The organism is Aestuariivirga litoralis (genome assembly GCF_015714715.1).
GTDB lineage: Bacteria > Pseudomonadota > Alphaproteobacteria > Rhizobiales > Aestuariivirgaceae > Aestuariivirga > Aestuariivirga litoralis_A.
The window spans coordinates 844,176-867,360 of record NZ_WAHS01000002.1; the positions used below are offsets into that span (position 1 = coordinate 844,176).

19 protein-coding genes are annotated in these 23,185 nt (G+C 58.9%); 18 read left to right on the forward strand and 1 reads right to left on the reverse strand.

From position 1 onward, the window contains the following. Nucleotides 1-166: 166 nt before the first annotated feature. From F8B91_RS15950 to grpE, 7 genes are all read left to right on the forward strand, one after another. Nucleotides 167-3,028: a putative Ig domain-containing protein gene (locus F8B91_RS15950; RefSeq protein WP_196504828.1), complete on the forward strand. Its 2,862-nt coding sequence runs from the start codon at nt 167-169 to the stop codon at nt 3,026-3,028. Between the two features lie 123 nt (nt 3,029-3,151). Next, the gene (gene miaB, locus F8B91_RS15955; RefSeq protein WP_348641809.1) at nt 3,152-4,492 is read left to right on the forward strand and encodes a tRNA (N6-isopentenyl adenosine(37)-C2)-methylthiotransferase MiaB; all 1,341 of its coding nucleotides are present in this window, start codon (nt 3,152-3,154) and stop codon (nt 4,490-4,492) included. A 108-nt stretch (nt 4,493-4,600) separates the two neighbouring features. Next, nucleotides 4,601-5,530 (forward strand): PhoH family protein, encoded by a 930-nt coding sequence (locus tag F8B91_RS15960; protein ID WP_196505012.1) that lies wholly within the window; start codon nt 4,601-4,603, stop codon nt 5,528-5,530. Further along, a complete protein-coding gene (ybeY, locus tag F8B91_RS15965) occupies nt 5,530-6,003 on the forward strand; it encodes an rRNA maturation RNase YbeY (RefSeq protein WP_196504830.1) in 474 nt (157 codons plus the stop codon). The genes F8B91_RS15960 and ybeY overlap by 1 nt, the downstream gene beginning before the upstream one ends. Beyond that, on the forward strand, nt 5,996-6,952 hold the full coding sequence (locus F8B91_RS15970; RefSeq protein ID WP_196504831.1) for a hemolysin family protein: 957 nt from the start codon (nt 5,996-5,998) through the stop codon (nt 6,950-6,952). The genes ybeY and F8B91_RS15970 overlap by 8 nt, the downstream gene beginning before the upstream one ends. After that, nucleotides 6,952-8,037, forward strand: a complete 1,086-nt coding sequence (gene hrcA / locus F8B91_RS15975) for a heat-inducible transcriptional repressor HrcA (protein ID WP_196504832.1) — start codon at nt 6,952-6,954, stop codon at nt 8,035-8,037. The genes F8B91_RS15970 and hrcA overlap by 1 nt, the downstream gene beginning before the upstream one ends. Before the next feature lie 32 nt (nt 8,038-8,069). Beyond that, nucleotides 8,070-8,621 (forward strand): nucleotide exchange factor GrpE, encoded by a 552-nt coding sequence (grpE, locus tag F8B91_RS15980; protein ID WP_196504833.1) that lies wholly within the window; start codon nt 8,070-8,072, stop codon nt 8,619-8,621. Here grpE and F8B91_RS15985 read toward each other — a convergent pair. Beyond that, nucleotides 8,618-9,064 carry a HugZ family protein gene (locus F8B91_RS15985; protein ID WP_196504834.1) on the reverse strand — a complete coding sequence of 149 codons (447 nt, stop codon included), beginning with the start codon at nt 9,062-9,064 and terminating at the stop codon, nt 8,618-8,620. The two genes, grpE and F8B91_RS15985, sit on opposite strands and share 4 nt — an antisense overlap. Before the next feature lie 101 nt (nt 9,065-9,165). On the opposite strand from F8B91_RS15985, the gene F8B91_RS15990 reads away from it, so the two are divergent. The 11 genes from F8B91_RS15990 (at nt 9,166) to F8B91_RS16040 (ending at nt 23,125) form a co-directional block, all read left to right on the forward strand. Continuing rightward, entirely contained in the window at nt 9,166-9,864 is a 699-nt protein-coding gene (locus F8B91_RS15990) for a response regulator transcription factor (RefSeq protein ID WP_196504835.1), read from the forward strand. Between the two features lie 8 nt (nt 9,865-9,872). Then, nucleotides 9,873-11,657, forward strand: coding sequence for a stimulus-sensing domain-containing protein (locus F8B91_RS15995; RefSeq protein ID WP_196504836.1), 1,785 nt, complete (start codon nt 9,873-9,875; stop codon nt 11,655-11,657). Next, entirely contained in the window at nt 11,654-12,118 is a 465-nt protein-coding gene (locus F8B91_RS16000; RefSeq protein ID WP_196504837.1) for an HPr kinase/phosphorylase, read from the forward strand. Before F8B91_RS15995 ends, F8B91_RS16000 begins: the two co-directional genes overlap by 4 nt. An 83-nt stretch (nt 12,119-12,201) precedes the next feature. Then, nucleotides 12,202-12,603, forward strand: a complete 402-nt coding sequence (locus F8B91_RS16005) for a PTS sugar transporter subunit IIA (RefSeq protein WP_196504838.1) — start codon at nt 12,202-12,204, stop codon at nt 12,601-12,603. Between the two features lies 1 nt (nt 12,604). Continuing rightward, nucleotides 12,605-12,877, forward strand: coding sequence for an HPr family phosphocarrier protein (locus F8B91_RS16010; protein WP_196504839.1), 273 nt, complete (start codon nt 12,605-12,607; stop codon nt 12,875-12,877). After that, on the forward strand, nt 12,878-13,345 hold the full coding sequence (locus F8B91_RS16015; RefSeq protein WP_196504840.1) for an MmcB family DNA repair protein: 468 nt from the start codon (nt 12,878-12,880) through the stop codon (nt 13,343-13,345). It abuts the gene before it with no gap. A gap of 64 nt (nt 13,346-13,409) precedes the next feature. Next, nucleotides 13,410-14,942, forward strand: coding sequence for a YifB family Mg chelatase-like AAA ATPase (locus tag F8B91_RS16020; protein WP_196504841.1), 1,533 nt, complete (start codon nt 13,410-13,412; stop codon nt 14,940-14,942). Nucleotides 14,943-15,027: 85 nt separating this feature from the next. Continuing rightward, nucleotides 15,028-16,794 (forward strand): ATP-binding protein, encoded by a 1,767-nt coding sequence (locus F8B91_RS16025; protein ID WP_196504842.1) that lies wholly within the window; start codon nt 15,028-15,030, stop codon nt 16,792-16,794. Nucleotides 16,795-16,851: 57 nt separating this feature from the next. Next, complete coding sequence (locus tag F8B91_RS16030) at nt 16,852-17,652, forward strand: GNAT family N-acetyltransferase (RefSeq protein WP_196504843.1); 801 nt, start codon at nt 16,852-16,854, stop codon at nt 17,650-17,652. A 38-nt stretch (nt 17,653-17,690) separates the two neighbouring features. Next, complete coding sequence (gene mutS, locus F8B91_RS16035) at nt 17,691-20,396, forward strand: DNA mismatch repair protein MutS (protein ID WP_196504844.1); 2,706 nt, start codon at nt 17,691-17,693, stop codon at nt 20,394-20,396. Then, a complete protein-coding gene (locus F8B91_RS16040; RefSeq protein WP_196504845.1) occupies nt 20,393-23,125 on the forward strand; it encodes a [protein-PII] uridylyltransferase in 2,733 nt (910 codons plus the stop codon). Before mutS ends, F8B91_RS16040 begins: the two co-directional genes overlap by 4 nt. The last annotated feature ends 60 nt before the right edge of the window (nt 23,126-23,185 follow it).

The window sequence follows — 23,185 nt, forward strand, 5'->3', positions numbered from 1 at the left end:
ATTGTAATCATCCTCTTATCCATCGAGAATTTATCTGCCGCTCTCGATAAGAGGGTTTGCGATGATGTATTTGTTAAAACGGGCAAAATATTTTGCGTTTGCTGGTTTGGTTTCCGGTTTGATTTCGTGTCTGCCTGCTCAACGCGCGTTGGCGAGCAGCCTGGCTTTGACCGCTGACCACCAAAGCATCACACTGGTCAGCGGCATGACCGGGTTCCCAGCCACAAGCCTCACTGTATCTGGAACTTTTGGCGCTTACTACAGCATCGGCACAACCGGTTGCTTGTCCAATAATCCCTTTGTCGCGCATTCGACCAACAACGATGTCTTGCTTCTGGACGCGGTGGCCAATTGCTCCGTCACTTTGACGGTGACCGGCAGCAACCACGCCTCGGCATCAACCACGATAGATGTCACTGTGACCCCGCACGCAGTCGTTGCGAATGCATCGGCACAGCTGAAAAGCAAATTGCTGGCAACTCCGTTCCAACCTGTGTCTGCCACGGGCGCCAGCAACACGGTGCTGCATTACGCCGTATCGCCAGCACTTCCTGCAGGTCTTGTGATTGACGAGGCGACCGGCATGATCAGCGGTACGCCCACTGAAACATCAGGTGTAGCGACCTATGCCGTAAACGTAACCGATGATGGCGGCAACAGCGACTCTGGAGACTTCATGCTCTCGGTGGCGCCGCCCATTACGGTAAGCACAGATATTCCCAGCACGACCTTTCAAACCGGCGAGGCCAACAGCTTCACGCCGCTGAGCGTGACTGACGGCACCGCGCCCTATCAGTTTGCCGTCTCACCTGCATTGCCGGCGGGATTGTCTCTGGACACTTCAACCGGCACAATAAATGGTGCACCGCTTTCTGCTACGCCGACCACGACCCATACCATGACGGTGACTGACGCGAATGGCATTGCAGCCACTGGGGATTTTGATCTGGAAGTGGTGACAGCACTTTCTGCAACGGTCGTGAACGCGACAGCTCATATGCAAATCGGAAGCAGCGCAAATTTCACACCACTTGCGGTTTCGGATGGTACAGCGCCCTACATGTTTTCTGTAACACCCGCTTTGCCAAATGGCCTGACATTCGACAGTGCAACAGGCGATATTGCGGGAACGCCATTGGCTGCAGCTTCAGCGCATGACTATGTGGTGCATGTTCAGGATGCCCATGGCTTCAGCGTGTCCGGCCAATTTTCGCTGTCGGTCAGTTCTCCGCTTTCATCGGCGACGAATGGGGGCAGTATTGTCCTGCAGGCTGGTGCTGCTGCGACGCCCTTCGCGCCGATCACGGTCTCGGGTGGAACCGGCCCCTTCAGCTACCAGATCAACCCAGCATTGCCGTCAGGCCTGACTCTGGATGGAGCAACCGGACAGGTCAGTGGCGCGCCACTTTCCGCCGCCCCTGCGACGACTTATGCCGTCACCGTGAGTGATGCACACAACTTCACGTCTCAAGCAGATTTTGATCTGGAAGTGGTCACCGCGCTTACGGCAACAGTTGCAACCAGCACAACCCATTTGCAGATTGGTGCCGAAGCTCATTTCACGCCCGTTACCGCAGCATTGGGAACAGCTCCCTATGTCTTTTCAGTCACGCCGAACCTGCCGACGGGGCTCACACTGAACAGCAGCACGGGCGAAATCAGCGGAACACCCACCGCTTCTGCACCTGCCCACAGCTATACGATGCATATCCAGGACGCTCACGGTTTCAGCGCCTTAGGTCAATTCGCGCTGTCCGTTAGCTATGCCGTGTCGTTGACGGAAAACGTGAGCAGCATCGTCCTGCAGGCTGCGATAGAAGCCACGCCCTTCACACCCATCGAAGCAACGGGCGGCACGGCACCCTATCATTATCAGATTGCCCCGGATCTGCCGCCCGGACTTAGCATGAACATTTCGACGGGTCAGATCAGCGGCATGCCAAGCACAGTGTCTCCCGATGTGGTTTTCATAGTGTCCGTGACAGACAGCAACCCGGTGACACCCGAAACGCACCAGGCAAGCTTCCATTTGTCGGTTTCTGCATCTGCCAAGAGCAATGAAGTTTCCGGCCTGCAACAGACGGGCAGCCAGATTTCGGCTGAAACATCAGCCACCGTTGTCCATTCAATGCTTGATGACATGATTGGCAGCGCCATGGGTGGCAACTTTTCACCGTTCTCTGCCAATGAAGCGCAGGTGGCCCTGATGGTTGCACCCGGAATGCAAACCCCAGAAGGCCGGATCACGCCGACATCCGACACGACTTCAGCGGGCGTGACGAGCGGCAGTCCCTGGCGCATTTGGCTGAATGGCCGTTATACGCGCATCGGTTCGGGCAACCTGAGTGGTAACCAGCTCAATGGCTTGTTTGGAGTCACCTATCTCCTCAGCCCTAATCAACTGGCAGGCCTGTTTGCGGGCTATGAAACATTCAACTACTCATCCGCCACCGGCAGCACATTCCAGGGAAACGGAATTACCGTGGGTGCCTTGGTCGCAGGCACATTTGATGACCATCTCAAGCTGGACGGACGGCTTCTCACAACTTTGGCCAACTACAATGTGACATCAGGCCTGGCCACGGGCAACCTACAGGCTCACCGCCTGGGTGCAGAAGTCTCTGCCAGCTATGTTTTCAAAAGCGGGCCCAATTCAATTTCACCCTTCATCAAAAGTTCAATGTTGATGGAATGGCAGGGCGCTTATACCGATAGCCTCACGACATTTCACGCTGGCCAGTATTTTGCTGAGGGCACATTGTCGCCGGGTGTGCAGTTTTCCCACACGATACGTCTCGACAACGGCGATACATTCACGCCCTATATTTCCGCGGCCGCCAATCTGACGTTTGGAAACACCAACCTGGTGGGTTTTGCTGGCCAGCACGGCATAGGCGGGCGTTTTATGGGTGGCATCAACTACCGGACGGCAGGTGGCACAACGCTGGGATTGCAGGCCGACTACACCGGCATCGGCCGTGACCTGCTGACCCAAACCTATGAAGCGACGCTGACGATTCCCTTCTGAGGGAATGAGCCCAGCGATGCCCAATAATGTGGGGCGCGAATTGTTTCCCTGACAATTCAGCCTCAGACGGCCCGCCATATCCCAGCCTTCATTTCCCCCATGAAATCGGCTAGGTCCCTCTGCATGACCAAGAAAGTCCTGATCAAGACCTATGGCTGCCAGATGAATGTCTATGATTCGTCACGCATGCGCGATGTGCTGGCGCCCTTGGGCTATGATGAAACCACCAGCGTGGACGAAGCTGATTTCGTCATCCTCAACACCTGCCACATCCGTGAAAAGGCAGCCGACAAAGTCTATTCCGAACTCGGCAAATTGCGCGACATGAAGGAAGCCCGTGCCACAGACGGCAGGGAGATGCTGATTGCGGTGGCCGGCTGCGTGGGCCAGGCCGAAGGTGGCGAGATCATCAAGCGCAATAAGGGCGTTGATCTAGTGTTCGGACCACAGACCTATCATCGCCTGCCGGAGCTGATGAAGCAGCGTGCCGAACAAGGCCGCGCCGTGGTCGAAACCGAATTCCAGGTGGAACGCAAATTCGAAGGCTTGGCCTCGGCACCGCAAGCCATCGGCTCGGTTGCCTCCTTCCTCACCATCCAGGAAGGTTGCGATAAATTCTGCACCTTCTGTGTGGTGCCCTATACGCGCGGTGCGGAATTCTCGCGGCCTGTTGCCCAGATTCTTGAAGAGGCCCGCAAACTCGCCGCCAAGGGCGTGCGCGAAGTCACTCTGCTGGGCCAGAATGTGAATGCCTATCGCGGCGAAGGTGGCAATGGCCCGGAGAGTCTGGCTGGCCTCGTCACCCGCCTGTCACAGATTTCCGGCATTGAACGCATCAGATATGTCACCAGCCACCCGCGCGATATGAGTGATGATTTGATTGCGGCCCATGCCAGCAACGAAAAACTGATGCCCTATCTGCATCTGCCCATCCAGTCCGGCAATGACCGCGTGTTGAAGGCGATGAACCGCGGCCATTCCGTGTCGCATTACATGAACATCATTGACCGTATCCGCAAAGCCCGCCCCGATATTGCTTTGTCCGGCGATTTTATCGTGGGCTTCCCCGGCGAGACCGAAGAAGAATTCGACGACACGCTGAAAGTGGTCGCCGATGTGGGCTACGCCTCGGCCTATAGCTTTAAATATTCGCCCCGGCCCGGAACGCCCGCCGCCGAAAAAACCAATCAAGTGCCGGAAAAGGCCAAGAATGAACGCTTGGCCCGCCTGCAAAGCCTGATTTTGCAGCAGACAGCGACTTTCAACGCGTCCTGCGTCGGCAAGACATTTCCGGTGCTTCTGGAGAAGCCCGGCCGCCAGCAAGATCAATTGATTGGCAGATCGCCCTATTTACAGTCGGTCCATCTGCCGTCTGACGGTCTTAAAATTGGTGATATTGCTCCCATATCCATCAAGGCTGTTGGCCCCAACTCACTTTCGGGGCAGTATAGCCCCATCACTTGAGTCTTTTCGCAAAGGAGCCTCGCACTTTTGAACCGTCCTGCCATCGCTTTGAAAGCCGCTGAATCCGACGAGGGCGCACTCTCCCTCGCCTTTGATGACAACCGCGTAATGGCTCTTCTTCTGGGTGAGCATGACGCGCATCTGGCGGTGATCGAACATCGCCTGGGCGTTTCGATTACCCCGCGCGGCAACCGCATCACCATCAAGGGTGACAAGCATCAGGCGGAATTCACCCGTGCTGTTCTTCTCCATCTCTATACCAAGGCAGCGCGCGGCGGAGACATCAACCGTGGCGAAATCGACGGCGCCATCCGCATGGTGAAGCTGGCCGAGTCGGCCGAACACGGCGGCCATGGCCAAGACGGCGGCGTGCGTACAAGGCGCAAGACCATCAATGCCCGCACGCCTAATCAGCAGAATTACATCGAACAGATCCGCAAGAACGAGCTGGTCTTCGGCGTGGGCCCCGCGGGCACCGGCAAGACCTATCTCGCCGTGGCCTGCGCCGCCGAAGCCTTGATGAATGGCGAAGTGGACCGTGTGATCCTTTCGCGCCCCGCTGTGGAAGCCGGTGAACGCCTGGGCTTCCTGCCCGGCGACATGAAGGAAAAGGTCGATCCCTATCTGCGCCCGCTTTACGATGCGCTCTACGACATGATGCCGCAAAGCCTCGTGCAAAAAGCGCTGGCTGAAAACCAGATTGAAATCGCACCGCTGGCCTTCATGCGTGGCCGCACACTGTCGTCGGCCTTCATCATCCTCGATGAAGCCCAGAACACCACGCCGCAGCAGATGAAGATGTTTTTGACCCGCTTGGGTGAAGGTAGCCGCATGGTGGTGACGGGTGACCCGACCCAGATCGACTTGCCCTCCGGCATCGGCTCTGGCCTTGTCGAAGCCACTTCAATCCTTGATGGCGTGAAGGGCATCGGCATTACCCAATTCATCAATTCCGACATTGTGCGCCATCCATTGGTGGGCCGCATCGTGCAGGCCTATGACAAGCGCCAGGCGAAAGCGCCGCCCCGGAACAGATAATGCAGCCTGATTTAGTTGTGGCTGACCAGCGCTGGGCCAAGATCCCGGCGCTGAAGGCCTGGGTCAAGAAAGCCCATCTCGCCGCCCTGAAGAAATCCGATGCTGCCCGCCCAGTCACCATCCTGCTCAGCGATGATGCCGAACTCAAAACCTTGAACCGCGATTGGCGGGGCAAGGACAAGCCTACCAATGTGCTCTCTTTCCCGGCGGCGGCGGCAAAACTTCCCAAGGGCGAAGTGGCTCCACTGGGCGACATTGCCCTGAGCTACGACACCTGCGCCAAAGAGGCGAAGGAAGCCGGGAAAACCCTTCGTGACCATGCCGTGCATCTAGTCGTGCATGGGCTGCTGCACCTCACCGGCCATGATCATGAAATCGAAGTGGAAGCCGAAGCCATGGAGCGCAAGGAAACCCGCATCCTTGCCAAATTGGGCATTGCCGATCCATATGTGCTAAATGACGGCCATGAGTGAACCGAAAAAACCAACCCTGCTGAGCAAGCTGAAGCGCAGGCTGGGCCCGAAAGCTGTGGGTCTAGAAGAAACCCTCGATACGGTGATTGAAGAACATGCCGGCGAAGAGGGTGCGCCCACTTTGGATGGCGATGCCCGCTCGATGATGCGCAATGTCATTGGCTTTGCCGATATGCGCGTCAATGACCTGATGGTGCCGCGCGCCAATATTATCGCGGTGGACCAGGAAAAGACCATGCGCGAACTGCTGGCCGAATTCATCGAAGCCGGCCATTCGCGCCTGCCGATCTTCCGCGAAAGCCTGGATGACATTGCCGGCATGGTCCATGTGAAGGACTTCCTGCGCTGGATGACGGTGCGCGGCAAGCGCAAGAAGACCAAGACCTCGCCGGACGCTGGCCTCGAACTGCCCGCCAAGGAATTGTCATCCTCGTTGAAGCAACATAACAGCCTGCTGCGCGATGTGCTCTTCGTGCCACCCTCGATGCCGGCACCTGATCTGCTCATTAAGATGAAGGCTTCGCATATTCACTTGGCCATCGTGGTCGATGAATATGGCGGCACCGATGGTCTGGTCTCGCTGGAAGATCTGGTGGAAGTCATCATCGGTGACATTTCCGATGAACATGACACCGACGAGGAAGCCGATCTTTTCGACAAGATCGATGACGTCACCTACATGGCCAATGGCCAGGTCGAGATTTCGAAGCTGGAGCAGGAACTGCACCGCGAACTGCTCGCCCCTGAGCGCAAGGATGAAGCCGACACGCTGGCTGGCCTGGTGTTTGAAATGGCCGGCCGTGTGCCCATCCGTGGCGAAATCATCAAGCATCCGGCAGGACTCGAATTCGAGATCGTGGAATCTGACGCAAGGCGCATCAAACGCGTGCGCATCCACGCGCCGCTGCCCACACCTGAATCTGCCGCAGAAGAAAGTGCAGGCGGCTGATGGGTATCCTGAAGCCCCCGCAACCTTTCGCCGACAAGCCGGGCCTCGCCGGGCTCGATGCCCGCTCGCGCGAAATCTTCCGCAACATCGTGGAAACTTATATCGCCACCGGTGAACCGGTGGGCTCACGCACCATTTCAAAAGCGCTGACAGCGTCGCTGTCGCCTGCGTCCATCCGCAATGTGATGATGGATCTGGAAGAGACCGGCCTGATCTATGCCCCGCACACATCTTCAGGCCGCATGCCCACCGAAGTGGGCCTGCGCTTCTTCGTCGATGCACTGCTCGAAGTGAATGCCATTGATGATCATGAGCGCGCCCGCATCGATGCTGAAGTGGCGGCCTCTAACCGCCAGCGCCGCGCCGAGGATGTGTTGGGCGAAGCCTCCGCCATGCTGTCCGGCCTGTCGCATTGCGCCTCTTTGGTGATGAGCCCGAAATTCAACGCCAAGCTCAAGCATATCGAATTCGTCAATCTCTCACCAGGCCGTGCGCTGGTCATTCTGGTCAGCGAGGATGGCAGCGTGGAAAACCGTCTGGTCGAAGTGCCACCCGGACTTCCAGCATCAGCCTTCATTCGCGCCACCAATTATCTTTCCAGCCTGGCTCAGGGCCGCAGCATTGATGAAGTGCGCAAGCATGTGGGCCAGGAAGTGCAATCGGCCCGGCGCGAGCTGGACGAAATTTCGGCGCGTCTCGTTGAAAGCGGCCTCGCCGTCTGGTCGGCTCATGATGATCCCGCCGCCAAGAACCTGATCGTCAAGGGCCAGGCTAATCTGCTCGAGCGCAATGATGCCGCTGATCTGGACCGTATCCGCCGCCTGTTCGACGATATCGAAAACAAGAAGGATCTGGTGGACATTCTGGGCCTCGCTGAAAAGGCCGATGGCGTACGCATCTTCATCGGATCGGAAAACCGGTTATTTTCGATGTCTGGCTCGTCGCTGATCGTGGCGCCCTTCAAGAACCGCGAAGAACAGATCGTGGGCGTGCTGGGTGTGATCGGGCCCACCCGGCTGAATTACGCGCGGATCATTCCGATGGTGGATTATACCGCTAAGCTGGTCGGTCATCTGCTCTCTTGATTTTTACCCCGTAATTTCCGATATGCGGGGCCATGAGCAGAGATGATGACTTCCCCGAAGAACTGGCCGGCCATTTTGACCAGCCGGAAACCGAATCCGATGAAAAGGATTTGGAGATCGAGACGCTGAAAGAACAGGTCGCTGAGAGCAAAGACCGCCTCCTGCGTCTGGCTGCCGATATGGACAATCTGCGCAAGCGCGCCGAACGCGAAAAGGCCGAAGCCACGCTTTACGCCGCCACCAATTTCGCCCGCGATCTGTTGAGCGTGGCTGACAATCTGGGCCGGGCGCTGCAGGCTTTGCCTGAGCAAGAGCGTGACCATGCCGGCGAAGTCGAGAAGAATCTGATCACCGGCGTGGAAATGACCGAGCGCGAGCTGCTCAGCACCTTCCAGCGCCACGGCATCCGCAAGCTGGAAACCGTTGGCCAAAAGTTTGACCCGAATTTCCATCAGGCCATTTTCGAAGTGCCTACATCCGAAAAGCCGCCCGGTATCGTGATGCAGGAAATGCAGGCCGGTTACGCCGTGGGCGACCGCTGCTTGCGGCCTGCCATGGTAGGTGTATCAAAAGCGGAAGGTTAAGCCCCCAACACGTCTTCCGCCTTGAATGTCTCGATTCTTCCAAACCCACCAACCACATGCACGGTTTCGGGATACAGCCGAAAAAAGCTGAAATCCTTGAACCCGGCATAGCCCGCCGCGTAAGGGTGAGCGGCAATATAGGCCTTCCCCACTTCATCGGCTGAAACCTGCTCGACCACCCCCATGAAGCTCGCGCGCAGGCCAGTTAACGCGTCACCTTCCGCCGCAGGCTCCGCCACCAGTAGGCTCACGCGCGAATCCAGCGCGATGCCCTTGGTATGCCTTGCCAATTGCGAGAACAGGAAGATCGGCCGGCCCAGCCGGTCGCAGGCATAATTGGCCAGCGAGACATAAGGCCCGCCATTTTCAAAATCCACCACGCCCAGACTGCCCACCTTGTTGCGTAAGAGCGCCGACTTGGCCATGGAAGCTGTTTCATTCATCGCGCTGGTCTTGCCTTCATTCTGGGGCTAAAAGCCCTGCCACAATTTGTTCCAGTTTCATCCCTACCAGACGCAGCCGAACCTGAAGAAGGAAATAATGAATGCCTACAGTGGCTTTGGTTGATGATGACCGCAATATCCTGACCTCCGTGGGCATGGCCCTGGAAGGCGAAGGCTATACGGTCCAGAAATACAATGATGGCGCCGCTGCTTTGCAGGGCCTTCAGGACAATCCGCCCGACATGGCCATCTTCGATATCAAGATGCCGCGCATGGACGGGATGGAGCTCTTACGCCGCATCCGCCAGAAAACCGATCTGCCAGTAATCTTCCTCACCTCGAAAGATGACGAGATCGACGAACTCTTTGGCCTCAAGATGGGCGCTGATGATTTCGTCAAGAAGCCTTTCTCGCAGCGCCTTTTGGTTGAGCGCGTCAAAGCCGTGCTGCGCCGCGCCGCGGCTCGCGAAGGTAATGCAACCCCGCCGGATGCTTCGAAGATCATTGAACGCGGCAAGCTGGTGATGGATTCGGATCGCCACGCCTGCACCTGGTCGGGCCAGCAGGTCACTTTGACCGTCACCGAATTTCTCATTCTGCAGGCGCTCGCTCTGCGCCCCGGCATTGTCAAAAGCCGCGATGCGCTGATGGACGCCGCCTATGATGACCAGGTCTATGTCGATGACCGCACCATCGACAGCCACATCAAGCGCTTGCGCAAGAAGTTCACCCAGGTTGACGAGACCTTTGACGGCATCGAAACGCTGTATGGCGTGGGCTATCGTTTCAAGGAACAGTAAGGCCTTAAGTGTTGCAAGCCGCTCCCGAAGCCGAAGAGGTTGAGGCCGCCGAACCAGGCGGCAGCAAACTCCAGAAGCGGCGCAGCCTGTGGACCTGGCTGCCCACGGGAAGCCTTGCCTCGCGCATTGCCATCATCAACATTATCGGCCTGCTCATCCTGTCGGGCGGCATTCTCTATTTCAACCAGTTCCGCCAAAGCCTGATCAAGGCCCGTGTCGACTCGCTGTTGGTGCAGGGCCAGATCATCGCAGCCGCCGTGGCGGGCTCGGCCACCGCCGATACATCCTCCATCGTGATTGATCCCGGCAAGCTCGGCTCCGAAACCGAAGATGACACGGCGACCGATCTGGGCCAGTCTGACTTTGATTTCGCCATCAAGCCTGATCGCGCTGGCCCAGTGCTGCGCCGGCTGTTGAACAACACCAATATCCGTGGCCAGATCATCGATTCCGATGGCAATCTGGTGGTGGATTCGATCTTTCTCTATGGCGGCAATGACATCGTGCAAACCAATATTGCCCCGCCGGTGCCCGTCACCTGGCGCACCAAACTGGCTGAGCTGAGCAATTCCATCGATTATCTGTTCTTCGGCTCGAATTACCCGATCCAGCAGGATTACGGTTGGGACAACAACCAGACGCGGCCCGAAATCTCCGCCGCCATCAGTGGCGCCACCTTGAGTGTGGTGCGCCTGAATTCCAAAAAGGAAATCACCGTCATGGTGGCCGCCCCCATCCAGCGTTTCCGCGCGGTGCAGGGCGTGCTGGTGCTGTCCACGCAAGGCGGCGAAATTGACTCGGTGCTGCGTGAGGAGCGCCGCACGGTCTATATGACCTTCGGCCTCACCGCCTTGGTCACGCTGTTCCTCTCTTATCTTCTGGCCCGCACCATCGCCCGGCCGATCCGCAGGCTTTCAGCGGCAGCAGACCGGGTGCGCCGGGGCATCAATCACAGCCGGGTGGAGATTCCAGATTTCTCTTCGCGCCGCGATGAAATCGGCCAGCTGTCAGGCTCACTGCGCCACATGACGGCAGCTTTGTATAACCGTATCGCCGCCATCGAAGCCTTCGCCGCCGATGTGGCGCATGAGCTGAAAAACCCGCTGACTTCGATGCGCAGCGCGGTGGAAACTCTGCATTACGCCAAGACCGACGACCAGCGCGGCAAACTGATCGAAATCGTGGTGCACGACGTACAGCGCATGGACCGCCTGATCAGTGACATTTCCGATGCCTCGCGCCTCGATGCGGAGTTGGCCCGCTCTGAAGTGCAGCCCATCGATTTTGCCAGGCTGGTCGAAAACATCGTGACCCACGCCAATGACACGGCGAAGGAAGGCGCTGCCAAGGTGGAATTTGCCATGCAGGATGCCAAGGCGCCATTGGGGGCTTTCATGGTGCTGGGCCATGATTCACGCTTGGGCCAGGTGCTGCGCAACCTGATCGACAATGCTCGCTCCTTCACAGCACCGGGCACCGCGCTCAATATCCGCGTGCGCCGCGTGGGTGATGAAGTGGAAACGCGCGTCGATGATCATGGCCCAGGCATCCCAGCTGAAAATATTGAACGCATCTTTGAGCGCTTTTATACCGACAGGCCGCATCAGGGCTTCGGTGGCAATTCTGGTCTCGGTCTCGCCATCTCGCGCCAGGTGGTTGAGGCACACAAGGGCCGCATCTGGGCCGAGAACCGCACCGGCAAAGCTGATGCTTCGGGTGAAAAGCCGGTGCTGGGCGCGCGCTTTGTGATCCGCCTGCCGGCCATGCCGCAAGGCTGGAGGGCCGAGGGATGAGCAGCATTCACGCCACTTGTATCGTGGTCGGTAAAACCGGCGTGCTGATCCGTGGTGCTTCGGGTTCAGGCAAATCCAGCTTGGCTTTGCGGATGATCGATGGCGAGGGTTTCGGCCTTCACGAAAAAATCCTGCGCACCAGGCTGGTGGCGGATGATCAAGTGGTGTTGCGCGGAAAGGGCAAGAAGCTGGTGGCTTCCGCGCCCGAGAAAATCAATGGCCTGATTGAAATTCGCGGCATCGGCATTCTGCCCGCCAAGCACAAGCGCAAGACACGGGTAAAGCTTGTGGTTGATCTTGGCCCGGCAGTTTCCATCCCCCGCCTGCCGGAAGATGCCGAAGGCAAGATCGAGCTGGAAGGCATCAGGCTGCGCCGCATTTTCCTCGACGCCGCATCGCCTTCCGCAGCGTCTGCCCTGCGCGCCGCCGTGTCGCAGTTGCGCCCGCGCAAGAAGTCCTAAAAAGCTTCAAATCCCTGAGGATTTGCTCTAGACAAGTCCTTCCTTCTTTTGAGCGCGTCCATGAATTTCAAGGCAAAAGTACAATGATCGGTTTGGTGCTCGTCACCCATGGGCGGCTGGCGCTGGAATTCATTCACGCGCTCGAACATGTGGTCGGCAAGCAGGATTGCATCGAAGGCGTGTGCATCGGCCCGGATGACCGGATGGATTCAAGGCGAGGCGACATCGCCGCCGCCATCAGCCGGGTGAACCGGGGCGAGGGCGTGATTGTGCTCACCGACATGTTTGGCGGCACGCCCAGCAATCTGGCGATTTCACTTCTCGAAGAAGGCAAGGTGGAAGTGGTGGCCGGCCTCAATCTGCCGATGCTGGTGAAGCTGGCGCGCGTGCGCAAGGATTTCAATTTGCACAAGGCCGCTGCCGCCGCCCAAGATGCGGGCCGCAAATATATCAACATCGCCTCACAAGTTTTGCAGGGCGAATAAAATGGCCAGCCTGACCCGCGAATTGCAGATCATCAACCAGCGCGGTCTGCACGCCAGGGCCTCCGCCAAATTCGTGAAATGCGCCGAAGGCTTTGACGCCAACATCATGGTCTCCAAGGATGGCCAGGCCGTGCCCGGCACCTCGATCATGGGCCTGATGATGCTGGCCGCCAGCATGGGCACGTCGATCTCGGTGGAAGCCTCTGGCCCGCAGGCCGAAGCGGCGATGACAGCGCTGGCCGCATTGGTTGATGCCAAGTTCGACGAGGATTGAATGGCAGGGTCTGTCCCGCTTCTGAAGCCGGATGGCCGCCAGTCTGAAACGGCGCTGTCGATCCAGCGCGGCGTGGCCCGTATGTTGCGCGATCACAATTATGCGATGCTCACCGAATTCACTTTAGCCTCAGGCCGTCGCGCCGATGTGATCGGCCTTTCGCCCGAAGGCCAGATCTGGATCATAGAAATCAAATCCTCGCCGGAAGATTATCGCGCCGATGGCAAATGGCATGAATACCGCGAATATTGCGACCGCTTCTCCTTCGCCGTGCCACCCACCATGGATTATGTGATTATCCCAGAAGAGGCCGGGCTCATTGTGACTGATCAATGGGGTGCTGAAATCCTGCGCGCCGCTTCTGAACATCCGATGCATGCCTCGCGCCGCAAGGCGGTCACCCACAACTTCGCCCGCACCGCTGCCTTGCGCCTGCAGGCGGTGTGGGAGGGTAGGTTTGTTCTTTAAATGTTCCTTGACTCTGATTCGCGGCTAAGTCTAGGGTTTCAGCTCTAGTTGAGGAAGAACGCGAATGACGGCGCGGGTTGCAACGGTGGCGTTTCAGGGGATTGAGGCTGTGCCTGTCGATGTGCAGGCGCAGTTCATGTCCGGCCAGGTGCATTTCAATATTGTGGGCCTGGGCGACAAGGCCATTTCCGAAAGCCGCGAACGGGTGCGCGCGGCGTTGCATGCCATCGGCCTTGGCCTGCCGGGCAAGCGGCTGGTGGTCAATCTGTCGCCCGCTGATCTGCCCAAGGAAGGCAGCCATTATGATCTGCCCATCGCGCTGGCTATTCTTTCAGCACTCGGCGTGGTGCCGCCGGATTTTCTCTCGCGCTTCGTGGTGCTGGGTGAATTGGGTCTTGATGGTGCGCTGCTTCCCGTCTCCGGCGCATTGCCTGCCGCCATGTCCGCGGTGGCGCGTGATCTCGGCATCATCTGCCCCAAACTTTCAGGCCGCGAAGCAGCCTGGGCCGGGGAGAAACTGGATATTCTGGCCCCTGCCAATCTGGTGCAGCTGATCAACCACGTGAAAGGCGCGCAGCTGCTCTCGCGCCCTGCGCCGCATCTTTCCATTCAGGACGAAACCCTGCCTGACCTCGCCGACCTCAAAGGCCAGGAAGCCGCCAAGCGCGCACTGGAAGTGGCCGCTGCTGGAGGTCATCATCTGCTTCTCGTCGGCCCGCCGGGCGCTGGCAAATCCATGCTGGCCGCTCGCCTCCCTTCGATCCTGCCGCCGCTTGATCCACGTGAAATGCTGGAGGTCTCGATGATCTCCTCGCTAGGCGGCGAGTTGAAAGACGGCCAGCTCACCAGGCGCCGTCCGTTCCGCTCACCCCATCATTCGGCCTCCATGCCTGCACTAGTGGGTGGCGGCATCAGACCGAAGCCCGGTGAAATGGCGCTTGCGCATCACGGCGTATTGTTTCTGGATGAGTTGCCGGAATTCCAGCCGCGCGTGCTGGAAGCCTTGCGCCAGCCGATGGAGAATGACGAAGCCCTCGTGGCGCGCGCCAATTATCATGTCACTTATCCGGCGCGCTTCCAGCTGATCGCGGCGATGAATCCGTGCAAATGCGGCATGGCCGGAGAGCCGGGCCACCAATGCCGCACCGGGCCGCGCTGTGCGACGGATTATCAGGCGCGAATTTCTGGCCCGCTGCTCGACCGTATGGACATGCAGCTCGAACTGGCCGCGGTGCGCGCCATTGATCTGGCTCTGCCGCCGCCCAAGGAAAAAAGCGCGGATGTAGCCGCCCGCGTCGCTGCAGCCCGCATGATTCAGCAGGAACGTTTCACCGCCATGGGTCTCGAGCGCATCCGCACCAATGCCCAGGCCGATGGCAGCGTGCTGGAACAGATCGCCAGTCTCGATGCCGGCAGCCAAGCCCTGATGACGGACGCGGCTAACGCGATGAACCTTTCGGCGCGCGGCTATCACCGCGTGCTGCGCGTGGCCCGCAGTATCGCCGATCTGGCCGCTTCGGAAAATATCGGCCGCATCCATCTGGCAGAAGCGCTGAGTTACCGCCAGCGCGCGGCCTCCCTGCGCGCCGCCGCTTAACTCCGCCTTTACCCTGATTGAACCTTGTCGCGCGGCTGCAAGCCTTCCGAGTCACTCTTGCCTGCAAAGTGGCAGGATGACAGACATGCATGCCGAACCTGTTCTGACCAGCACTGAAGCCCCGCTGCCTCTTGGCTTGTGGCTCCCGATCACCGCTCTCTCGGTGGCCGCAGCAATCCTGGCGGTCATGGCCGGCATTTTGCTGATGCATGACGAAAGCCTGGCTCTGGTGCGCATCGCCGCCTGCCTCTCACTCGGCATGGTGATGGCACTGGTTTTCCTGCTGCGTTCCGGCCATGCCATGCGCAACGCCGCCGCCGAATTGGCGCTGCATGAAAAATCCCACCGCTTGGCCACCATGAGCCATGAGCTGAGAACCCCGCTGAACGGCATCATCGGCATGCTCTCCCTGCTGTCGGAAACCGGCCTTACGGCGCATCAAAGCAATTTCGCAGAAACCGCACAGTCATCGGCGCGTGCACTTCTGTCCACCATTGATGAAATCCTCAACACCGCCAAGGCCGAAACCCATGCCAAGGAACGCGCCTTGCTTGATCCGGTGGCGCTGGTTGAAAGCGTGACCGAGCTTCTGGCGCCGCGTGCCCATGCCAAGGGCATCGAGATTTCCGCCCGCGTGGCCGCATCGGTTCCCGCCGAAATCATTGCAGATGAGTTGAAGCTGCGCCAGCTGCTGTTCAACCTGGCGGGCAATGCCATCAAGTTCACCGAAAAAGGCGGCGTGTCCATCACCCTGTCCATGGCGCCGCATGACCGGCTGCAGATCGAGGTCAAAGACACCGGCATCGGCATGAGCGAAGAAGAACAGGCCCGCATCTTTGAACCCTTCGTGCAAGCCAATGCACAGACGCAGCGTAAATTCGGCGGCACTGGGCTGGGCCTCGCCATTAGCCGCAAGCTGGTGGAGTTTTTGGGTGGCAGTATCAATGTCGCCTCAAAACTGGGTGAAGGCACACTGTTCACTTTGCTCCTGCCGGTCAAATCCATCGCTGGCCAGGATGCGCCACGCAACTCGCTGGAAAGCCGCCATTACCTGTTGGCCATGCAAGAAGGTTTTTCCCGCGCCCATCTCGCCGAAACGCTGGCGGAGCTGGGCGCCAAAGTCAGCTTCATCGCCACCCGCGCCGAACTGGCCAAGGCGCTGAAGTCCACCAATCCCTTGCAGCACGTGATCTGCGCCAGCCCGCATTTTGCGCAATTGCACGCCTGGGCCCGTTCCAAACGGCGCGGACCTGCACATGTCTGGGTCATGCTGAAGGCAGAAGAGCGCCACGCCCATCCCGATCTGCTGAAGGCGCCCTTCGCCGGCTATCTCCTGAATCCATTGCGGCGCTCCACTTTGCTCGGCCGCCTCGCCGCCCATAATGGCAAGGCGCTCAAACAAACCAGCGCCACATTGCGCAAGGCCAAGCCGGCACCACCCACACAACCGAGCCTCGCGCTTTCAGTGCTGCTGGCGGAAGATAATGCGGTGAACGCCCTGCTTAGCCGCACCCAGCTCGAACGCCTGGGCCACCGCGTCACCCATGTGGCCGATGGCAAGATCGCGCTGGACGTGCTCCACTCACAATTGCATTTTGACATTGCTCTTCTCGATGTGGAAATGCCGCATTTCACCGGCCATGACGTGGCCCGCGCCTTGCGCAACGAACCAGGGTTGCAGCACCGCCGCAGCCTCCCCATTTTGGCGCTCACCGCCAACGCACGCGATGAAGATGTGAGGGCCTGCCGCAATGCTGGCATGGATGATCATCTGGCCAAGCCTTTTGACCGGCTGGATCTTGAGGAAAAGATCAACGCCCTGTTCAAGGCGTCCGGCCAGAAGGCGGCCTAGCCTTTAAGAATCTGTCACAAATGTAAGCTCAACCGTGCCCAGCCATGGGAGATTGACTTGCAGCATGACCGCGCCGGCGTTAAGCGCCACGAGATGAAAATCCGGTTTGCAGAAACGCCCGGCGAAATCGCCATGGCCCAGAGGCTGCGCTACCATGTGTTCCATGATGAAATGGGTGCAAGCCTGCAAGGCCGCAGCGGCATGGATGAAGACCGTTTCGATCCCGTCGCCGATCATCTTCTGGTCATTGAGCCCGCCGGCGAAACCGCATCGGAATTTCCGGTAAGCGATGGCAATCTAGTCGGCACCTACCGCCTGATCCGCCACCAGCCGGGCACTGATTCAAGCGCCTTCTACAGTTCCGGCGAATATGATCTCGCTCCCTTACTGACGCGCAAGCCCGATCTGCATTTCCTTGAACTCGGCCGCTCCTGCATCCTGCAGCGCTGCCGTGGCACCGCGGTGATCGAGCTGCTGTGGCAGGGCATCTGGGATTATGTGCGTCAGCACAAAATTGATGTGATGCTGGGCTGCGCAAGTTTCGAAGGCATTGATCCCGCCGCGCATAAAGGCCCTTTGAGCTTTCTCGCCCAGCAAATCGTTACGCCGCCGGATTGGCAGGTGAAGGCCATCGCCAGCCGCTATCAGAAAATGGATTTGGTGCCGCGCGAATCCTACGATGCCAAGCGCGTGCTGGTGTCTCTGCCGCCGCTGATCAAAGGCTATCTGCGTCTCGGTTGCCATTTCGGCGAAGGCTGCGTCATCGATCATGATTTTAACAGCGTAGACGTGCTGATCGTGCTGCCTGTATCGGCGATCAATCCACGCTATTTTGCCCGCTTCGGCGCGCCGGCCTAGCCGCTTGGCGGCAGGCCCGCCCTTTGTTAAGGGAGGGCATGGATTCCATCCCCCAGACATCAGGCAGCGAGGCTGATCTTCAGTCCACGCCGATGATGGCGCAATATCTGGAGATCAAGCGCGGCTATCCCGATGCGCTGCTGCTCTATCGCATGGGTGATTTCTACGAGATGTTTTTTGACGATGCCGAAAAGGCATCGGCCACTCTGGGTATCGCGCTGACCAAGCGTGGCAAGCATCGCGGGGTGGATATTCCGATGTGCGGCGTGCCGGTTCATGCGCTCGATCAATATCTGCAGAAGCTGATCCGCTTTGGCCACCGCGCGGCCATTGCCGAGCAGATGGAAGACCCGGCCGAGGCCAAAAAGCGCGGTTACAAATCGGTGGTGGCGCGCGACGTAGTGCGCCTGATCACCCCTGGCACCTTGACCGAGGATGCGCTGCTCGATTCATCGGCTAGCAATCACCTCGCCTGCCTGACAGGAGTGAAATCCACCGGCGAACTGGCACTGGCCTATGCCGATATTTCCACTGGCAAGCTCGCGGTGCTGCCCACGGACAGCGCGCGATTGGCTGCTGATCTGGCGCGCCTCGCGCCGTCCGAAATCTTGGTCAATGACGCGGTGCTGGAAAGTGACACGATTTCCAGCATTGTCGATGGCACCGGCACATCGGTTACACGCCTGCCCGCCAGCCGCTTTGACAGCACCGGTGCCACTCATATTCTGAAGGCCCATTTCGCGGTGGAAAGCCTCGATGTCTTCGGCGATTTCAGGAAGATTGATCTTGCGGCGTTGGGCGCGCTGCTGGATTACATCCGCATTACCCAAGTGGGCCACATGCCACATCTGCGCCCGCCGCGTTTGGAAAAAGTAGGTAGCGGATTGCTGATCGATCCCGCCTCGCGCGCCAATCTGGAACTGTCACGCACTCTGGGCGGCGAGCGCCGGGGCAGCCTGCTGGCCTGCCTCGATGAAACCGTTACCGCTGCCGGCGCGCGCCTGCTGGCAGAATATGTCAGCGCGCCTTTGGCAGAGGCCGCGGCCATCAATGCCAGACTGGACGCTGTCGATCACTTCTTTGGCGATGAAACACTGAACGCCGAATTGCGCGTGATCCTGAAACGCATCCCCGATCTGGAACGCGCATTGTCACGCATGACCAGCGGTCGCGGTGGCCCGCGCGATCTCGCCGCTATTGCCAGCGCTATTGTCGCCATAGATGGTTTGAAGGCCGTGTTGCGCAAGCCAGATGCACTCACACCGCTGCCGCAGTTGCTGGCGCATGTGATGGATGATCTCCACGCCGCACCCTTGGAGATGGCGGCAGAAATCCGCCGCGCTTTGGCCGATGAATTGCCGCTGTTGGCGCGCGATGGCGGCTTCATCGCTGAAGGCTACGACGCCCAGCTCGATGAAAACCGTAAGCTGCGCGATGATACGAGGCAAGTGATCGCCAATCTGCAGGCCAATTATGCCGAAGCCTCCGACGTCAAAGCACTCAAGATCAAGCACAACAATGTGCTCGGTTATTTCATCGAAGTCACCGCGCAGCAGGCTGAGATTTTGCGCAGCTGCGCCACCGCATCAGACTTCATCCACCGCCAAACGATCGCGTCTGCCGTGCGCTTCACCACCGTGGCTCTCGGTGATCTCGAACAGAAGATCGCGCTGGCCGGTGCCCGCGTGCTGGCGCTGGAATTGGATTTCTTCAACCGCCTCGCCGCGCAAGTCGTGAACGAACGCGGCCTGCTCTCACAAGCCGCCGCCGCGCTCGCAGCCCTCGATGTGTTTTCCGCGCTGGCCCATCTGGCGCGCGAGAGCCGCTATGTGAAACCCATTGTCGATGCCTCGCTCAGTTTCGACATTGCGTCAGGCCGCCACCCGGTGGTGGAAAATGCGCTGCGCCTGTCCGGTGAACGCGCCTTCTCGCCCAATGACAGCGATCTCTCGGAAGATCACAAGCGCCTCTGGCTTTTGACCGGCCCCAACATGGCCGGCAAATCCACTTACCTGCGCCAGAACGCGCTGATCGCCATCATGGCGCAGATGGGCAGTTTCGTGCCCGCCGCTTCGGTCCATATCGGCGTGCTCGACAGGCTCTATAGCCGCGTCGGCGCCGCCGATGATCTGGCGCGCGGACGTAGCACATTCATGGTAGAGATGATCGAAACCGCCACCATCCTCAATCAGGCCACGTCGCGCTCACTGGTCATCCTCGATGAAATCGGGCGCGGCACGGCGACCTATGACGGCCTGTCTATCGCCTGGGCCACGCTGGAACATTTGCATGATGTGAACCAGTCGCGTGCGTTGTTTGCCACGCATTATCATGAACTCACCTCACTTGCCGCCACATTAAAACAACTCCATTGCGCCACCATGAAAGTGCGTGAATGGAATGGCGACATCATCTTCCTGCATGAAGTGGTGCCGGGCACCGCCGGGCGCTCTTACGGCATTCAAGTGGCGCAACTTGCCGGCCTGCCGCCCGCCGTGATCCAGCGCGCCAGCGAAGTGCTTAAGCGTCTCGAACAGGGCAAGGGCCAGAACAAGGCGCAAGCCTTGGCCGAGGAATTGCCGCTCTTTGCAGCTTCAGTGAAACCTGCTTCTCAAGCCAAACCCGATGGCCTGCGCCTCGAACTCGGCAAGATTGCGCCCGATGAACTTTCTCCCCGCGAAGCACTGAGCTTGCTCTATGAGCTGAAGCAATTGGCCCAAAAATCCACCAGGGACGGCGCGTGACCCCAGCGATAGATAAATTCCGCCAGGAACTATTGGCGCTCACCAGCACTGACAGGTTGACGCTGCGCAATGAAGCTTCCGCGTTGATCCGCATCTGCCTTGCTGAATCGCACGCTGAGGCAGAAGCGCAGTTGCTGAAAGACGGCCGGGGTACCGCCTGCGCCGAAGCGATTTCGCGGGCCGAGGATGAGATCATCAAATGCATGTGGGCCTTTGCGCTGGATCATATCGCAGCGGGCGCATGGCTCAATCTCGCGGTGATCGCGGTGGGCGGCTATGGACGCGGCACGCTGGCGCCGGGCTCTGACATTGATCTGCTTTTCCTGCTGCCTGGGCGTCCGTCGAAGGAGGTCAATGAAGTCGTCGAATTCCTGCTCTATGCGCTGTGGGACGCGCGCCAGAAAGTCGGCCACGCGACACGCCAGGTCGATGACTGCTTACGTCTCGCCAAGACCGACAACACCATTCTCACTTCGATCCTCGAAGCGCGTTATATCTGCGGTGAGCAGAAGTTGTTTGGCGAGTTGGTCAGCCGTTTCAAATCCGAAATCGTGGCCACGATGGCCAAGAAATTCGTGACCGAAAAACTGGCCGAACGCGATGCCCGCCATTCCAAGAGTGGTGAGAGCCGTTATGCGGTTGAGCCGGACCTGAAAGACGGCAAGGGCGGCCTGCGCGACCTGCACACGCTGTTCTGGATTGCCAAGTTTTTGTTCAATGCAAACTCACCACAGGAACTGGCGGACAAGAGTGCATTTTCGATTTCCGAGTTGCACAAATTTCTCAAATGCGAGGATTTCCTCTGGGCGGTGCGCTGTCATTTGCATTTCATCTCGACGCGAGGCGAAGACCGCCTGAGCTTTGACCGCCAGTCCGAACTGGCTGAGCGCCTGCATTACAAATCCCATGGCGGCCTGCAGGCGGTGGAGCGTTTCATGCGCCACTATTTCCTCATCGCCAAGGATGTGGGAGACCTGACGCGCATCTTCTGCGCCAGCCTCGAACAGAAACATTTGAAGGATGTGCCCGGCCTGTCGCGTCGTTTCTTCGGCCGCTTTCTGCCGGGTGCGAAGACCAACGCCTTCAACCTGCCCAATGGCTTCAAGCTGGAAAATGGCCGCATCTCGGTGGTCGATGATCAGGTCTTCGCGCGCGATCCCGTCGCCATGTTGCGCATCTTCAAACTGGCGGGCGATAACTTTCTCGAAATCCACCCCGATGCCTTGAAGTTGATCCGCAAGTCGTTCCGCCTGATTGATGACCGCTTGCGCAATGACAAACAGGCCAATGCGATTTTCCTCTCGATCCTCTGCGATAGCGAAACACCGGAAGCGTTGCTGCGCCTGATGAATGAGGCTGGCGTGCTGGGCCGCTTCATTCCGGATTTCGGCCTTGTCGTAGCGATGATGCAGTTCAACATGTATCACCATTATACCGTGGATGAGCATCTGATCCGCGCGGTCGGCGTCTTGACCGGCATTGAAAATGGCACACTGGCCAAGGATCACCCGCGCGCCGCTGAACTTTTCCCGACGCTGACCGGAAGGCGCTCGCTCTATGTGGCCACCTTGCTGCATGACATTGCCAAGGGCCGCACCGAAGATCATTCGGTGGCAGGTGAACGCATCGCCCGCGCGCTGTGCCCGCGGCTGGGTCTGTCAGCGGATGAAACCGATCTCGTCGCCTGGCTCATCCGCTGGCATCTGCTGATGAGTGAAACCTCGCAGATGCGTGACCTGAATGACTTCAAGACCATTCTGGATTTCACCAAAATCGTCCAGACGCCTGAGCGCCTGAAACTGCTGCTGATCCTCACTGTCGCGGATATCCGCGCGGTTGGCCCCGGCGTATGGAATGGCTGGAAAGGCCAGCTGCTGCGCGCGCTTTACGTGGAAGCAGAGCCGGTGCTCACCGGCGGCCACACATCGATCACGCGCAAGGAACGCGTGGGCGAAGCCCAGGGCAATTTCTTCGCCCAACTTGGCATCACCGATGAAAGTGAAAAACTGCGCCTCGCCAGCCGGCATTATGATGCCTATTGGCTCAACGTGCCGACCGAGCGGCAGCTGCGCCACCACGCCTTGATCGCGCAAGCTGTGAAAGGTGACGTGGTCACCGACATCACCACCGATGCCTTCTCCGGCATCACCGAAATTACCGTACTGGCGCCCGATCACCCGCGCTTGCTGGCGATGATTACAGGTGCGGTTGCCTCGGCCGGCGGCAACATTATCGGTGCGCATATTTTCACCACCACCGACGGTATGGCGGTGGATACGATCCTGCTCACCCGCGAATTCCAAGGCGACGAGGACGAAAACCGCCGCGCCAGGCGCATTAGCGAAGTGATCAGGCGCGTGCTCTACGGCCAGGTGCGCCTGCGCGAAGAACTGGCCCGCGTACAACACCTGCCGGACAGAGACCGCGCTCGCGCCTTCACCGTGCCGCCGCGCGTGGTACTCGACAACGGGTCGTCCAACAAGAATACCATCATTGAAATCAGTGGCTTGGACCGCGTTGGCCTGCTGCATGCCTTGACCGAGGCGCTGTTTCATCTCAACCTGAACATCGGCTCAGCCCACATCACCACCTTTGGCGAAAAGGCGGTGGACGTTTTCTACGTAACCGACTTGACCGGCGCCAAGATCGAGAACCCCACCCGCATCGCGCAGATCGAAAAGGCGCTGCTCGGCGTTTTGACCCCCACAGGCCGCGACCGCGCTGCGTGATTGCAAGTGACGCTCCAAAGCAGAGTTAAGACCTATTAAACATTTCGCATTAATGCCTTT

What these genes read in the sequence shown, in the direction of transcription:
- F8B91_RS15960 (WP_196505012.1), top strand. Translation starts at nt 4,601, where the DNA reads ATGGCTCTTCTTCTGGGTGAGCATGACGCGCATCTGGCGGTGATCGAA.
- F8B91_RS16010 (WP_196504839.1), top strand. Translation starts at nt 12,605, where the DNA reads ATGGCCAGCCTGACCCGCGAATTGCAGATCATCAACCAGCGCGGTCTG.
- F8B91_RS16000 (WP_196504837.1), top strand. Translation starts at nt 11,654, where the DNA reads ATGAGCAGCATTCACGCCACTTGTATCGTGGTCGGTAAAACCGGCGTG.
- F8B91_RS16020 (WP_196504841.1), top strand. Translation starts at nt 13,410, where the DNA reads ATGACGGCGCGGGTTGCAACGGTGGCGTTTCAGGGGATTGAGGCTGTG.
- F8B91_RS16005 (WP_196504838.1), top strand. Translation starts at nt 12,202, where the DNA reads ATGATCGGTTTGGTGCTCGTCACCCATGGGCGGCTGGCGCTGGAATTC.
- F8B91_RS15990 (WP_196504835.1), top strand. Translation starts at nt 9,166, where the DNA reads ATGCCTACAGTGGCTTTGGTTGATGATGACCGCAATATCCTGACCTCC.
- mutS (WP_196504844.1), top strand. Translation starts at nt 17,691, where the DNA reads ATGGATTCCATCCCCCAGACATCAGGCAGCGAGGCTGATCTTCAGTCC.
- ybeY (WP_196504830.1), top strand. Translation starts at nt 5,530, where the DNA reads ATGCAGCCTGATTTAGTTGTGGCTGACCAGCGCTGGGCCAAGATCCCG.
- miaB (WP_348641809.1), top strand. Translation starts at nt 3,152, where the DNA reads ATGACCAAGAAAGTCCTGATCAAGACCTATGGCTGCCAGATGAATGTC.
- F8B91_RS15970 (WP_196504831.1), top strand. Translation starts at nt 5,996, where the DNA reads ATGAGTGAACCGAAAAAACCAACCCTGCTGAGCAAGCTGAAGCGCAGG.
- hrcA (WP_196504832.1), top strand. Translation starts at nt 6,952, where the DNA reads ATGGGTATCCTGAAGCCCCCGCAACCTTTCGCCGACAAGCCGGGCCTC.
- F8B91_RS16015 (WP_196504840.1), top strand. Translation starts at nt 12,878, where the DNA reads ATGGCAGGGTCTGTCCCGCTTCTGAAGCCGGATGGCCGCCAGTCTGAA.
- F8B91_RS15985 (WP_196504834.1), bottom strand. Translation starts at nt 9,064, where the DNA reads ATGAATGAAACAGCTTCCATGGCCAAGTCGGCGCTCTTACGCAACAAG.
- F8B91_RS16025 (WP_196504842.1), top strand. Translation starts at nt 15,028, where the DNA reads ATGCATGCCGAACCTGTTCTGACCAGCACTGAAGCCCCGCTGCCTCTT.
- grpE (WP_196504833.1), top strand. Translation starts at nt 8,070, where the DNA reads ATGAGCAGAGATGATGACTTCCCCGAAGAACTGGCCGGCCATTTTGAC.